Below are 14,069 nucleotides of genomic sequence, written 5' to 3' on the forward strand. Positions count from 1 at the left end.
CAAAAATGGCGATGGAGCCGAACAGATGATCTAACATCAGGGGCGCGGACAACCGGCCGTCAACGCGAGGGAAGCGCGGGTGTGAGCCGGCAACGGAACTCCTTCATGACCTGGGTCACCCCGAGCCGGCCCAGGGTCGGGCACCACGCGGTCCGCCTGTGTGCGTCGGCACGGCCGGGAGTGTCGACAGAAACGGAAGACGGCTGTGTGGGATCTCTATCTACCCTCGACCGGTACGACAACCGGCGGTGCGGGCCTGGCCGAGACCGTGTTCGACAACGCGACGGCGAAGCCGGACTTCGTACAGCTCTCGCGCAAGGTCGACGGCGTCTGGCAGGACGTGACCGCGGCCCGCTTTCGCGACGACGTGCTGCAGATCGCCAAGGGCTTCATCGCCCAGGGGGTACGTTTCGGGGACAGCGTCGGCATCCTGGCGTCCAACTCCTACGAGTGGACGCTGGTGGACTACGCGTTGTGGACCCTCGGGGTCAGATCCGTGCCCCTCCATCCGACCGCGTCCTCCGAGCAGGTGGCCACCACCCTGTCGGAGACCGGGGCGATGGGATGTGTCGTCGACCACGACACCCACCTCATGACACTGGGCCCGATCCTGCGCCGGCTGCCGGGGCTGATCAGGATCTGGGAAGTGCACAACACCGGTGTGCGCACGCTGATGGACGCCGGCCGGGACATCGCCGACCCGGTGGTGCAGCGCTACCGGCAGGCGGTCACCGCGGACACCCCGGCCAGCGTGGTGTACACCTCGGGCACCAACGGCCGCCCCAAGGGCTGCGTGCTCACCCACGGCCAACTGGCCGCCCAGGCCGACAGCATGCTGCAGCACGCCGAGCCGATCGTCCACGGCATCCGCGGCGGGGCGGCTTCCACCCTGCTCCTCCAGCCGCTTTCGCATGTCTCCGGCCGTACGGCCCAGGTGTGCGCCCTGCGGGGGTCGGTGCGGCTGGCTCACCACGCCGGCGAGTCCGCGGCCGGCCTGATGTCCGATCTGGCCACCTTCCGGCCGACGTTCCTGCTCGCGGGGCCGGCCCTCTTCGAGCACGTCCTCGACACCGCGCGACGGCAGGCCGAGACCGCCGGACAGAGCGCGGGGTTCGAACGGGCCGTGGAGGTCGCGGTGACCTACGCCGAAGCCCGCGAACGCCAGCAGCTACGGCGGGGCCCCGGACCCGGCACCGCCCTGCGGCTGCAGCACCTCACGTACGACAAGAGTGTGTACCGCCGGATCCGCCAGGCGTTCGGCGACCGGTTGCGGAACGCCATCTCCGGTGGATCGGCCCTCACCCGCGAGCTCGGCCTGTTCTTCCTCGGTGCCGGTATCACCGTCCACGAGGGATACGGGCTGACGGAGTCCTGCTCCGGCGTCGTCTGCAATCCGCCCGGCCGCCCGAAGTTCGGCACCGTCGGCCGTCCCGTGCCCGGCGCGCATGTGTACATCGCCGACGACGGCGAGGTGCTGCTCGCGGGCGACCAGATCTTCAGTCAGTACCTCCTCGACAAGCCTCCGACCCGGCAGGTGCTGCGGGACGGCTGGCTGGCCACGGGTGATCTGGGCTTCGTCGACGACGAGGGCTATCTGACCATCACCGGCCGCAAGAACGACAGCATCGTCACCATCGGGGGCAAGAAGGTTTCTCCACACGTCCTGGAGGAGCAGGTCCGCTCCCATCCCTTCGTCGCCCACTGCGTGGCGGTCGGCGACGGCATGCCCTTCGTGTCACTGCTGGTCACCCTCGACCACGAGGCGCTGAGGCACTGGAGAAAGCTGCGCGGGGACGCCCCCAGGTCGCCGGAGCTGGAGGCGCAGTCCGCGGATGTGGAACGCGAGGTGCGGCAGGCGATCAACGCCGTCAACGCCCAGGTGTCGCGCGCCGAGTCGATCGGGGCCTTCCGCATCCTGCCCGCGCCCTTCACCCGGGAGGCGGGGCTGCTGACGCCGACGTCGAAGGTGCGGCGGGCCGAGGTGCTCAGGAGATACGCCGGAGAGATCCGGCAGATGTACTCCCAGGCCGCTCTGTCCTGACGGCACCGTAGGGACGGCGGGGGCTCGCGCGCGCCGGAGCGCGAGGCCCCGACGGTGTCACGGGGGGGGCCGCTGTCACATCGGGGGCACCCGGACGTTGTTCAGCGCGGCACGCACATGCTGCGCGAACGAGAGCGTCGTGGGGGTCACCCAGGCCGGCGGCGCGGCCTGCAGGGCGATGATCGCGTTGAGCCAGGCCGCCCGGCGGGCCCGGTCGGCGAACTCGTCGAGCGCCGAAGCCGCGTACAGGTGGACGTTGGCGTAGTTCAGTCCCTCGCACAGAGCCTGCTGCAGTCCCAGGTCGTCGACCGCCCCGCCGATGTTGACGTGGTTGTTCTTGCTGCCCGCCACGAAGTAGCGCAGCCCGGCGAGGCCGTCCGGTTCGACCAGCACCGTGATGCCGTTGGCGAACGCCTTGCTCAGCCCGTTCGGGGTCTCCCAGGTTTCGTGCCAGCTCTGCCCGGCGCCCGTGCCGTACATCTGGAAGTAGAACAGCTCCCTGCCGTTGCCCCCCGCGTTCTCCCCGTTGCGCGCGTAGTTCTCCAGCGTCAGGTAGTCGGTGCCGTCGATCGCGATCACGCCGGCCCAGTGGAAGCCCCACAGCACCCGGTTGATGTTGACGGCGTCCGCGACGACCCGGCCGTTGGTGTGGTCCTGGATCTGCCGTCCGGCCGGTGCCAGCGCATGCAGGGAGCCCAGCGAGCCGGAGTAGAGGCCCTGCCCGACGGCGGTGGGGCGGGCGAACCGGTTGACCCCCAGGGCCTGGATGTCGGCGGCGATGGTCGGCGTGTGCGGCGGCACACCCCCGGCCGCGACCGCCGCGAGATCCTGCCCCCAGTTCTGCGCGATGGCGTCCTGCTGGGCGGCCAGCCCGGCGAGCGGCGGGAGCGGCAGGTCGGCGATCGGCGCACCGTGCGAGAGGTGGTTGGCGATGTGGTAGTCGAAGTACTGGTGCTGGATCAGATTCGTACCGAGGAAGACCGGGGCCGGCAGCCGCGGTGTCGGCTGCTGCACCGACCCGATCACCTCCCGGACGGTGCCGTCGCAGTTCTCGGTGGTGGTCATGTCGTTGCCGATCGCCCGGACGGGGGCGGACAGGTTCGCCGGCCGCACCCGGGTCAGCGTGGTGGGTGCCCCGGCGCCGGGCAGGGTGAAGGTCACCGTACCGGGCGGGTCGGGGAAGAACTGGACCACGGAGCCCTGCCGGGCCAGCGTCCGGTTCCACTGCGCCAGCGCCGCCGGGGCCGCGAAGAAGTGCTTGGGCTGACGCCGGGTCAGGTCGGCGTCCTCGATCGCGAAGAGCCCGTTCGCCGAGACCCGCAGCGTCGGGTTGGGCGTCACCGCGATGTTCGGCGCGCCGAGCGCCGTGAGGAAGGTGTAACCCACCCCCGCCGCCGGGTCGGCCAGCCAGGCATGTGCCTCGAACTGCTGGTTGGTGGTGTACGTGGGCGCGACCGCGCCCGGTCCGGCCAGGTGGTAGAACAGCACGAAACAGCCCCCCGTATGCCTCTGCCGCACGGCGTCGTACGCGCGACGGCGCCGCGGCGCCCGGTCCGGTACGACGGCCCGTGCACCCGCTTCATTGGTAGCAGTCCGAAAGCGGCCCGCACCAGGTCAACGGCCCGCTCCCACCCGGCGCGGACGGGGGCGCTCGGGGGCTGCCCCGGCGCGGACCGACCGGGCACGCGCCTCCCGCAGGGCTCCGCGCGGGTCCCGCCCCGCGGACCCGGCCCCCTCGGGCGGGTCACCCGCGGCCGACGGAGCCTGCGCGATGCCTTGACGCGTCCTTGACATGGTGACTTGATGGGAGCGCTCCCAAGCTTCTTCCGACACCTCAGGTTTCTTGGCACTCACTCCCTGGAGTCGCAGTGAGAACAACAAGAAGCACGACACGAAAGAGCCCCGTCACCACGCTGCTGACCGCACTGGCGGCCCTGGTCGGGCTGGTCGTTCTCGGGGCCCTCTGCCCGACCACTGCCCAGGCCCGGACCCGGGCGCAGGCCCGGCCGGCCGACACCCTCGCCGCAGGCCTCCACATCAGCGACGGCCGCCTGCTCGAAGGCAACGGCAACGACTTCGTCATGCGCGGCGTCAACCACGCCTATACCTGGTACCCGGGCCAGACCCAGTCGCTGGCCGACATCAAGGCACTGGGCGCCAACAGCGTCCGCGTCGTCCTCGCCGACGGCCACCGCTGGACCAGGAACAGCGCCGCGGAGGTGACCGGCGTCATCTCCCAGTGCAAGGCCAACCGGCTGATCTGCGTACTGGAGGTGCACGACACCACCGGCTACGGCGAGGACTCGGCGGCCGGCACGCTCGACGAGGCGGCCGACTACTGGATCAGCCTCAAGGACGTACTGGCCGGCCAGGAGAACTACGTCATCATCAACATCGGCAACGAACCCTGGGGCAACACCGACCCCGCCGGCTGGACCGCGCCCACGATCGCCGCCGTCAAGAAGCTGCGCACCGCCGGGTTCGAGCACACCATCATGGTGGACGCGCCCAACTGGGGCCAGGACTGGCAAGGCGTCATGCGCGCCAACGCCCAGGCCGTCTACGACGCCGACACCACCGGCAACCTGATCTTCTCGATCCACATGTACAGCGTCTTCGACACCGCCCAGGAGATCACCGACTACCTCAACGCCTTCGTCGACGCCGGACTGCCCATCCTCATCGGCGAGTTCGGAGGGCCCGCCGACCAGTGGGGCGACCCCGACGAGGACACCATGATGGCCACCGCCGTACAGCTGGGGCTCGGCTATCTGGCCTGGTCCTGGAGCGGCAACACCGACCCGATCCTCGACCTGGCGATCAACTTCGACCCCGACCAGCTCAGTTCCTGGGGCCAGCGCATCTTCAACGGCGTCAACGGCATCGCCCAGACCTCCCGGGAGGCCACCGTCTACGGCGGCGCTTCGGGTGACACCCAGGCCCCGACCACCCCCGGCACCCCGACCGCCTCCGCCGTGGCGGCCACCTCCGTCACCCTGACCTGGACCGCCGCCACCGACAACGTCGGCGTCACCGCCTACGACATCGTCCGCGTCAGCGGCAGCACCGAGACCACGGTCGCCGCCTCCGTCACCAACACCGCCACCGTGACCGGCCTCACCGCCGGCACCGCGTACAGCTTCGCCGTCTACGCCCGCGACGCGGCCGGGAACCGCTCGTCCCGCTCGGCGACGGTGAGCGTCACCACCGGCAAGGACACCACGCCCGGCCTGAGCTGCTCCGTCGGCTACCGCGTCGTCAACGAGTGGCCGGGCGGTTTCCAGGGCGAGATCACCATCCACAACACCGGCACCACCACCATCAGCGGCTGGACCCTGGGCTTCACCTTCGCCGACGGCCAGACCGTCTCCAACATGTGGGGCGGGACCCCCACCCAGACCGGCGGCACGGTGAGCGTCGCCCCCGCCTCCTACACCTCCGCCATCACCGCCGGCGGCTCGGTCGTCGTCGGCTTCATCGGCGCCAAGGGCAGCACCAACACCGCCCCGGCCACATTCACCCTCAGCGGGTCCACCTGCGCCACCGTCTGACCCGGCCGACCCCGCCGACCGGCGGGGGCCGCCCGCCCCCCGCCGGTCGGCACCGCGTCCGCGAAGGCGCCCCGAGCCGTGGGCAGTCCGGCGATATTCCTTGGTCGCCGGCTCGCTGACCTGCCATTGTGTGAGCATGCGTGATCAGCACGATCTCGGAGTCGCACCCACGGTTCCCGATGTCCACGGCGTTCTGGAGAGTCACCTCACCGTGGTGTGCCCGATCGGCACCACGGACCGGCTGGCCGCCTGGGGCGCGGCGCGCGGGCTGGGGTTCGTCCATATCGTGCTGGCCCGTGGGCACACACCTTCCCAGCCCATGCTGAGTTCCGGGGCGAGGGATCGGCTCCGGCGCAGATACGCAGGGCGGCCGGCGTGGCCGCCGATCTGGCGGCCGACGGCTTCCGGGTGGACCGGATCAAGACGGAGGCGGTGACCTGGGCTGCCGGCGTGCCGCAGCACGACACCTCGGCTGCCGCCGAGGCCCCGTCCCTTCACTTCGAGCACCACGTCAAACTGCTGCTGAGGGCCGGGCAGGACCGCACGGCGCTGGAGGATCTCGCCATCCCCCACGGCGCGCACATCTCATGGAACGCCCGCCGGGTCCGTGAGGACGCCCAGGAGGAACGCTTCGTCACCCAGCGGTGCCACGGCGTGGGCCGCGTCACCGCCGAACGACGGCTGTCCGCCCTCCTCGACGACCTGCGCACTGCCGCTTTTCATGTCCTTGAGGTGGAACGGGAGTTCGTCGTGCACGACACCGGCCCCGGTCTGGACGACGGCTGGATCAGTCAGGAGCCCGCACGATGACGCACTCCCCCGACGGGACCGGTACCTGGAAGGGTCTGTGGCACGGGTCTCCCCACGTCCTGCACGTCCCTCTCGACGAGGAGACCCGGCGGCGGATGGATCTGCCGCGCACGCTGCTGCCGGCGCCGGCGGGCCTGGGTCAGCCCGTGGTGTTCGATCCCGCGCTGAAGCAGTTCGCCAACGCCTACCGGGCGGGAGAGCCCCGCTTCAAGAACGAGAAGGAGGGCCGGGCCTGGCACCGGGCACGGCGTACGGTGCTGGATCTCGTACTCGCCGCGATCGCCGACGGTCCGTGGGTGGACCACCTGGTGCTGCGTGGCAGTGTGTTGATGGTCACCTGGTTCGGGGACGCGGCCCGTGACCCCGGCGACCTGGACTTCGTCGTCGTACCGCCGGACTGGGCGGTGGACGAGTCCCGCACCGCGCGACTGTTCACCGGGATCGCACGGGACGCGGCGGCCGCCGCCGCCGGCAGTGGGGTCACGATCGACGCGGCAGGCGCGGTCACCGAGGAGATCTGGACATACGACCGGGTGCCGGGGCGCCGCATGCTGCTGCCCTGGACCGCACCGGGTGTCCCCGGCGGCTCCGTCCAGCTCGACATCGTGTTCAACGAGATCCTGCCGGCCCCGGCCGCGCTCACCGTCATCAGGCCGTTGGGTGACGGTCCCGGCAGCCGTGTACTGGCCGCCTCCCCCGGCCTGTCACTGGCCTGGAAGCTCCTGTGGCTGGTCAGCGACGCCTATCCGCAGGGCAAGGACCTGTACGACGCGGTCCTGCTGGCCGAACGTACCCCGCCGGAGTACGAACCGGTGCGGGACGCCTTCGTTCTCGGCGGGACCGAAGGGCTGCGGCCGGCCGGCCCGTGGTGGCTCGACACACTGGACGCGGAGGGCGAGTGGAAGCATTTCGCCACCGAACACCCATGGGTCCAGGGAACGGCCAAGCACTACCAGGAGCGGCTCGCCCGCGCCCTGGCGCCGCTCCTGGACGCGGCGGAACGACCCGGCGAGGACGCCCACAGCCGGTGGGCCCGATGGCTGCGACCGTTGGTGGACGCCACCCGGGCCGCCCACCCCGCCGACCCGGCCACAGTCCTCGGACACCTCGCGGGAGGCGGCCGGGACGGCCTGATCGCGGCCGTCGTCATCCTGAGGGAAATAGCCGGACCGCACACCCTCGGCCCGCACGACGCCCTCGCCGCTGTCCTGGCGCACCACGACAACTGGAGCGCCTGGCGCGCGAATCCCGGGTGGTGGCCCATGGTGCTGGACGAACTCGGCCCCGGTCCCTCAGGTGATGGCAGAGGCGCCGTGGTCGACGGGCTCGACCAGTAGCGGTGGGGGTCGTGACGTTCGCCTCGGCGGTGACCTCGCCGGGCGCAGTGCCGTCCCGTTCCCACAGTGCCGCGGAGCAGACAGTACCTGGACGAGTTCGCCGGCGTACCGCACGACCCGCACCCGAGCTCGGACGTCCGCAACCTGTCGCAGCCGATGCCCGCGGCCGGGGGACGCGGTAACGACCCACCGGGCCACGACCGCGTCCGGCGGCCGGCGATGCGCCGCTTCGGCCCCGCGCACCCCGGGGCCGGCGAACAGCCCGCGTCCCGAAGTGACCGCCGTCGTCAGCGACTTGATCGGCCGTCCGCGGGTGCTGCGACGGCTGCGGGACGAACCGGCCCAGCCCGGTCCTGCGCGGTCCCATCCGTCTCGCCGTCGCGCGAGGGCGAGCTTGTCGCGCCCCCCGCTTCCGCTCCCCGGCCGGGCGTCGTCAGCGCGGCCGCCGTCACCGCGCCCGTCGTCACCGCGCCCGTCGTCACCGCGCCCGTCGTCAGCGCGGTCCGTCGTCGGCCGGCCGGACCGTGAAACCGACGACCGCGCCCCCGCCGGGACGGCCATGGGCGAAGGCGGTGCCGCCGTGGGCCGTGGCGACTTCGCGGACGATGGCCAGGCCGAGGCCGGAGCCGGGGAGGCTGCGGGCGTCCGCCGCCCGGTAGAAGCGGTCGAAGATCCGGGGCAGGTCGGCGTCGGGGATGCCGGGGCCCCGGTCGCGCACCTCCACCCGCGGACCGTCGGCCACGACCTCGATCCGCCCGCTGCCCTCGGGGTCGAATTTCGCGGCGTTCTCCAGGAGGTTGGACACCGCGCGTTGCAGGGCGGCGGGCCTGCCCCGGACAAGGGTGGTGTCGGACCGTACGACGATCTCCCGGCCGGTACGCCGGCCCGCGAGGGCCGCCGCCCTGGCCACCACCTCGCCGAGCACGAGGTCCACCGGCTCCTCGGTGTCGCGGTGTCCGGCCGCCAGCTCGACCAGTTCGTTGACCAGGTCGGTGAGTTCGCGGGTCTCGTCGGCCATGTCGTCGATCAGCTCGGCGCGGGCCCGGGGCGTGAGTTCGCCGAGGCGGCTCAGCAGCGAGACATTGGTACGCAACGAGGTGAGCGGCGTGCGCAGTTCGTGCCCGGCGTCCTGGACCAGGCGGCGCTGGTCCTCCTCGGAGCGGGCGAGCCGGCCGAGCATGTCGTCGAAGGCGCGGCCGAGGCGGCCGACCTCGTCGCGGCCGGCGACCGGTACGTCCGCCACCGGCCGGCCGGTCCTCGCCACGTCCTCCGCGACGGCGGTCAGCCGCACCAGCCGTCCGGTGATCCGGCGTGCCAGCCACCAGCCGGCCATCGCGGCGCCGAGCACGACGACGGCGGTGAGCGCGACCGTACGCTTCTGCAGGCTGCGCAGCAGGTCCTCGGTGTCGCTGAGCTGCTGCGCGACCTGGACGGCGCCGCGTCCGCCGCCCAGGGCCACGACCGCCACGCGGTACCGGTCGTCGCCGATGCCGGTCTCGTACTCGATGGTCCGGCCCGCCGCGCGGTGGCCGGCGATGCCCCGGTCGGCGGCGGCCACCGCGAGGGCCGGGTCGCCCGGGTCCACGACACGGCCGCCGGGGCCGAGGACCTGGATGTCGGCCCGGATCAGCTGCGTCAGCTCCTCGCGCGGCCCGTCGTGGTCGGAGTCGTGGACGTAGTCCTTCGCGGTGCGCGGCTCGTGCCTGACCTGGCGGCGCAGATCCTGCACCACGCCCGAGAAGACCCGCTGCTGGTCCACGCGGACCAGCCGGGCCGCCGCGGTGTAGCCGAGGAAGCCGACCAGCACGGTGACGGTGACCGCCAGGGCGGCGAAGGACACGGCGAACGCGGTGCGCAGACTGATGCGCGGGCCGGGCCGCGGGCCGGGCCGGAGGCCGGTACGCGAGCCGGTACGCGAGCCGGTACGCGGGCCGCCGCGGATCCGGGTTCGCCGGGGCGTGGTCACAGCTGTCATCTCTCCCTGAGGGTGTGGCCGGCCCCCGTACGGTGAGGTACGCCGAACCCGGTGCGGGCCGGGGCCGGCACGGTGTTCCCACGGTCCTCACCCGGCCAGTCTGCACGGGCGAGCGGCGCCGCCGGACCGTTCCGGGGCGGTGACCGGAGCCTCTTACCCTCCTCTCACCCTCGCCACGCAGTCGGCTTACCTCGCTCCTCCATGGTGGCGTCACGCCGGGGGCGACCGTGTTCCTCCGGGTCCCCGCCGTCCCGGAGAGATCACTTATGAAGATCACGTTCCTGCTGCACAACGCCTACGGCATCGGCGGGACGATACGCACCACGCTCAACCTCGCCGCCGCGCTCGCCGATGACCATGACATGGAGATCGTCTCGATGCTGCGGCACCGCGAGCGGCCACGGTTCGCGGTCGATCCGCGCGTGCGGCTGGTCCCGCTGGTCGACATCCGGCCGGACAGCCCCGACCTGCGGGACCCGCTGCACGCCCGCCCCGCGCGGTTCTTCCCGGCTGCCGAGAAGCGGTACCGCCAGTACAGCCGGCTGGTCGATGTCCGCGTGGAGGAGCATCTGCGGTACGGCGACGCCGACGTACTGATCGGCACCCGGCCCGGGGTGAACGTCTACCTCGCGCGCTTCGGCCCGCGCCGCGCCCTGCGGATCGCCCAGGAGCACCTCAGCCACGACGTCCACAGCGGGCGGCTGCGCGCCGAGCTGGCCCCGCACTACCGCCGCCTGGACGCGCTCGTCACCATGACCGAGGCGGACGCCGCCGTCTACCGCCGGCGGATGCCGCTGCCGGGGGTACCCGTGGTGGCCGTGCCCAACAGCGTCCCCGCCCCGCCGGGGCCGCCCTCCGACGGCACCGCGAAGATCGTCGCGGCGGCCGGCCGGCTGGCCAGGGGCAAGCGCTACGACCTGCTCGTCGAGGCGTACGCCACGGTGGCGGCCAAGTACCCGGACTGGCAGCTGCGGATCTACGGCCAGGGCCCCGAACGCGAACGTCTGGCGCGGCTGATCGACGGACTCGGGCTGCGGGACCACGTCCACCTGATGGGGGCCCGCTCACCGATCGAGCCGGAGTTCGCGAAGGCGTCCCTGGTCGCGGTCGCCTCGGACGCCGAGTCGTTCGGCATGACGATCGTGGAGGCCATGCGCTGCGGCGTCCCCGTCGTGAGCACCGACTGCCCGCTGGGCCCCGCCGAGATCATCCGTGACGGAGTCGACGGCCGGCTCGTGCCCGTCGGTGACCGGGCCGCGCTCGCCGAGGCACTGATCGACCTCATCGACGACGAGGACCGCCGGCGCCGGATGGCGGCGGCCGCCCTGGCCAATGCCGCCCGCTTCGACCCGGAACCCGTCACCCGCCGCTACGAGCGGCTCTTCGCCGAACTGGCCGGCACCCGGGGCGAACGCGCCCGGACCCGCCTGCGCGCCACCACCCGGACCCGGTTCCGTGACCTGCTGGACCGGACCCGGCTGCTGGGCACGGCGCGCCGGGTGGCGCACCGCATACGGGCGGTCGCAGCAGCGCACGGCACCCCGTGAATCCGGACAGCAGCGAGGGGACGACATGACCGCGACCACCACCGACACCACCACCGCCGGGCCCGCCGGCGTCACGGAGCACGGCCGAGACCCCAGGCCGGACATCCGGCTCGCGCTGGTCGCCGTCGGCTACGCGGTCCTGCAACTGGCCCTCGTCGTCCCGCACCTCGGCCTGGGCTGGGACGAGACCGTGTACGTCTCCCAGTTCGACCCGCGCCGTCCGGCCGCGTACTTCAGCGCCCCGCGCTCGCGCGGCATCGGCCTGCTCACCGCCCCCGTCCTCGCCGTGACCGGCTCCACCACCGCGCTCAGGACCGTGCTGGCGCTGCTGTCCGCCGGGGCGCTGTACGCGGCGTTCCGGGTGTGGCGGCCGCTGCTGGGGCCCGGCCGGGTGGCGCTGGCGGCCGCGTTGTTCGGCGGGCTGTGGGTCACCGTGCTGTACGGGCCGCAGGCGATGCCGAACCTGTGGGTGGCGCTGTCCGCCGTGGCCGCCGTCGGCTGGTTCCTGCGCGGGGCGGCTCCCGGGGCCCCGCGCCGGGCCTTCGCGGGCCTGGGCCTCGGGATCGCCTCCGCCACGGTGTTCCGTACGCCGGACGGGGTGTGGCTCGCCCTGCCGCTGCTGGCGGGCTGCGCCCTCGTACCCGCCTGGCGGCGTCGGCCGGCGCTGCCCCTGGCCGTCGTCGGCGGCCTCGCGGTGGGCGGCGCGCAGTGGGCCGCCGAGGCGTACCTGCGGTGGGGCGGCATCGGTGCCCGGCTCCGGGTCTCCAGCGCCACCGAGGGCGGCATGGGCCTGCGCTGGGCCGGCGGCCACGCCCTGCGCAGCCTCGACGGCCCCCTGCTGTGCCGCCCCTGCCAGGTCGCGCCGCCGCACGTCGCCCTCACGCTGTGGTGGCTCGCCCTGCCGCTGCTGGCCGCGGCGGCGTCGCTGGCCGCGGTACGCACCCGGCGCCCGGCACCGACGCTGCTGCCCGTCGTCTGCGCCGTCGCGCTCGCCGTCCCCTATCTGCTGCTCATCGACTACTCCGCCCCACGCTTCCTGATGCCCGTGTACGCCCTGCTCTCCCTTCCCGTCGCCGCCCTGGCCTCGGGCGCGACGGCCCGGGTCCGCCCCGGGCCGGCCCGCCCCGGCACGGCCGTGGCCCTGGTCGGTCTGCTCGCCCTGCACCTGTCCGGCCAGTACATGGTCCTGCGGCACGACGCCGACGCCGCCCGCGCCGTCGCCGGGTACTACCGTGCCGCCGCCGACGGCCTGCGTCACCTCGGCCTGCGCCCGCCGTGCCTGGTCGCCGGCAGCCACGCGCTGCCCGTCGGCTACTACGCGGGCTGCGCCTCGGCCGAGACCTCCGGCAACAACCGCTCGACGACCACCCCCGCCCTGCTGCGCCGGGCCGCCACCGAACCCACCGCCGTACTGACCGGCCGGTCCCGGAACCCACCGCGCTACGCCCGCGCCTGGCACCCCCACCGGCTCACGGGTACCGGCTGGACCGCGTATGTGCGGTGACCCTCCGGGTCGTGGCGGGTGCCCTCGCTCCCCCGGAGTCCGGCCGGATGGGCATCAGCCCGGTCGGCGCCGAGACAACGAGCCTTTCCCCGCCGCCTCGGGCGCAGTGATCCGTCCGGCCCAGCCGGGCAGGACCACCAGGGTGATGTCGCGCGCGGGCGCATGGCTCGCGTCCGGGGGCCGGGAACCGCTCGGGTATGAAAACGACCTTCCCCCGGGGCGGGGAACACCGAGCGCCGAGGCCCGGCGGCTGCTTCTGCACGATCGTTCCGCCCTTCGTCCTCGAAAGACTCGCCGAGTCGGACGATCCCAAGGTGCGCGAGGCCGCACGCAACACCCTCCGGGCCGACGCCGAGGCCGCGTTCCGCGCCTACCGGGTCAAATCACCCGGCCTGGCGGCGCCGGCCGCCCCGGGCCCCGAGGCCCGGCTCGAACGGACGATCTTCGACACCCACCACAGCCTCGACCTGCCCGGCGAGGTGGTCAGGCCCGACGGGGGCGACCCGGTCGCGGACGGCCCCGTCAACCGCGCCTACGACAGCCTGGGCCTCACGTACACCTTCTACAAGGAGGTGTACGGCCGGCACTCGATCGACGACGACAACATGCCGCTGGAAGGCACCGTCCACTACCGCCGCAGTTACAACAACGCGTTCTGGAACGGCGAACGCATGGTCTTCGGCGACGGCGACGGCCGTGTCTTCAACGACTTCACCATCTCGCACGACATCATCGCCCACGAACTCACCCACGGCGTCACCCAGTTCACCGCGGGGCTCGCCTATCAGGGTCAGTCGGGTGCCCTCAACGAGTCGGTCTCCGACGTCTTCGGCTCACTGGTCAAGCAGTTCGCCCGACGTCAGGCCGCGGAGGAGGCGGACTGGCTGATCGGCGCCGGCATCTTCACCCCCGCGGTGCGCGGGCAGGGCCTGCGCTCGATGAAGGCTCCCGGCACGGCCTTCGACGATCCCCGCCTGGGCGGCAGGGACCCGCAGCCGGACAACATGGCCGGCTTCGTCGAGACCGACCTCGACCACGGCGGAGTGCACACCAACTCGGGCATCCCCAACCACGCCTTCTACCTGGTGGCGACCGGTATCGGCGGCTTCGCCTGGGAGAAGGCGGGTCAGATCTGGTACGACGCGATCACCTCCGGCGAGCTGGACCAGGACGCCACCTTCAAGGACTTCGCCCGGACGACTCTCAGCGCCGCGGCGACGCGCTACGGCAAGGGACCGGAGTACGAGGTGGTCCTCAAGGCATGGTCCGAGGTGGGTGTGAACGGGAACGGCAATGGCTGAGCC

At 72.7% G+C, this 14,069-nt stretch carries 9 protein-coding genes; 7 read left to right on the forward strand and 2 right to left on the reverse strand.

The annotated features are described in order from the left end of the window. The first annotated feature begins 205 nt into the window (after positions 1 to 205). Positions 206 to 2,041: an AMP-dependent synthetase/ligase gene (locus RWE79_RS05730; protein WP_475938916.1), complete on the forward strand. Its 1,836-nt coding sequence runs from the start codon at positions 206 to 208 to the stop codon at positions 2,039 to 2,041. 75 nt (positions 2,042 to 2,116) lie between these two features. Here the strand turns inward: RWE79_RS05730 and RWE79_RS05735 are convergent, their stop codons facing one another. Beyond that, positions 2,117 to 3,529, reverse strand: coding sequence for a hypothetical protein (locus RWE79_RS05735; RefSeq protein ID WP_475938917.1), 1,413 nt, complete (start codon positions 3,527 to 3,529; stop codon positions 2,117 to 2,119). Positions 3,530 to 3,909: 380 nt separating this feature from the next. Between RWE79_RS05735 and RWE79_RS05740 the strand changes: the two genes are divergently transcribed. From RWE79_RS05740 to RWE79_RS05750, 3 genes are all read left to right on the forward strand, one after another. Beyond that, positions 3,910 to 5,592, forward strand: coding sequence for a cellulase family glycosylhydrolase (locus RWE79_RS05740; RefSeq protein WP_475938918.1), 1,683 nt, complete (start codon positions 3,910 to 3,912; stop codon positions 5,590 to 5,592). Positions 5,593 to 5,967: 375 nt separating this feature from the next. Continuing rightward, positions 5,968 to 6,402: a hypothetical protein gene (locus RWE79_RS05745; RefSeq protein WP_475938919.1), complete on the forward strand. Its 435-nt coding sequence runs from the start codon at positions 5,968 to 5,970 to the stop codon at positions 6,400 to 6,402. Further along, positions 6,399 to 7,739 carry a nucleotidyl transferase AbiEii/AbiGii toxin family protein gene (locus RWE79_RS05750; protein ID WP_475938920.1) on the forward strand — a complete coding sequence of 447 codons (1,341 nt, stop codon included), beginning with the start codon at positions 6,399 to 6,401 and terminating at the stop codon, positions 7,737 to 7,739. The genes RWE79_RS05745 and RWE79_RS05750 overlap by 4 nt, the downstream gene beginning before the upstream one ends. 493 nt (positions 7,740 to 8,232) lie before the next feature. Here RWE79_RS05750 and RWE79_RS05755 read toward each other — a convergent pair whose 3' ends face one another. Beyond that, a complete protein-coding gene (locus RWE79_RS05755; protein WP_475938921.1) occupies positions 8,233 to 9,714 on the reverse strand; it encodes a sensor histidine kinase in 1,482 nt (493 codons plus the stop codon). A gap of 266 nt (positions 9,715 to 9,980) precedes the next feature. On the opposite strand from RWE79_RS05755, the gene RWE79_RS05760 reads away from it, so the two are divergent. The 3 genes from RWE79_RS05760 (at position 9,981) to RWE79_RS05770 (ending at position 14,066) form a co-directional block, all read left to right on the forward strand. Further along, positions 9,981 to 11,261 (forward strand): glycosyltransferase family 4 protein, encoded by a 1,281-nt coding sequence (locus RWE79_RS05760; protein WP_475938922.1) that lies wholly within the window; start codon positions 9,981 to 9,983, stop codon positions 11,259 to 11,261. Positions 11,262 to 11,286: 25 nt separating this feature from the next. Continuing rightward, entirely contained in the window at positions 11,287 to 12,765 is a 1,479-nt protein-coding gene (locus tag RWE79_RS05765; protein ID WP_475938923.1) for a hypothetical protein, read from the forward strand. A gap of 197 nt (positions 12,766 to 12,962) precedes the next feature. Continuing rightward, positions 12,963 to 14,066, forward strand: a complete 1,104-nt coding sequence (locus RWE79_RS05770; RefSeq protein ID WP_475938924.1) for a M4 family metallopeptidase — start codon at positions 12,963 to 12,965, stop codon at positions 14,064 to 14,066. Positions 14,067 to 14,069: the final 3 nt, after the last annotated feature.

The sequence above is a fragment of the Streptomyces sp. RLA131 genome (assembly GCF_056270125.1).

What these genes read in the sequence shown, in the direction of transcription:
- RWE79_RS05760 (WP_475938922.1), top strand. Translation starts at nt 9,981, where the DNA reads ATGAAGATCACGTTCCTGCTGCACAACGCCTACGGCATCGGCGGGACG.
- RWE79_RS05765 (WP_475938923.1), top strand. Translation starts at nt 11,287, where the DNA reads ATGACCGCGACCACCACCGACACCACCACCGCCGGGCCCGCCGGCGTC.
- RWE79_RS05750 (WP_475938920.1), top strand. Translation starts at nt 6,399, where the DNA reads ATGACGCACTCCCCCGACGGGACCGGTACCTGGAAGGGTCTGTGGCAC.
- RWE79_RS05755 (WP_475938921.1), bottom strand. Translation starts at nt 9,714, where the DNA reads ATGACAGCTGTGACCACGCCCCGGCGAACCCGGATCCGCGGCGGCCCG.
- RWE79_RS05770 (WP_475938924.1), top strand. Translation starts at nt 12,963, where the DNA reads ATGAAAACGACCTTCCCCCGGGGCGGGGAACACCGAGCGCCGAGGCCC.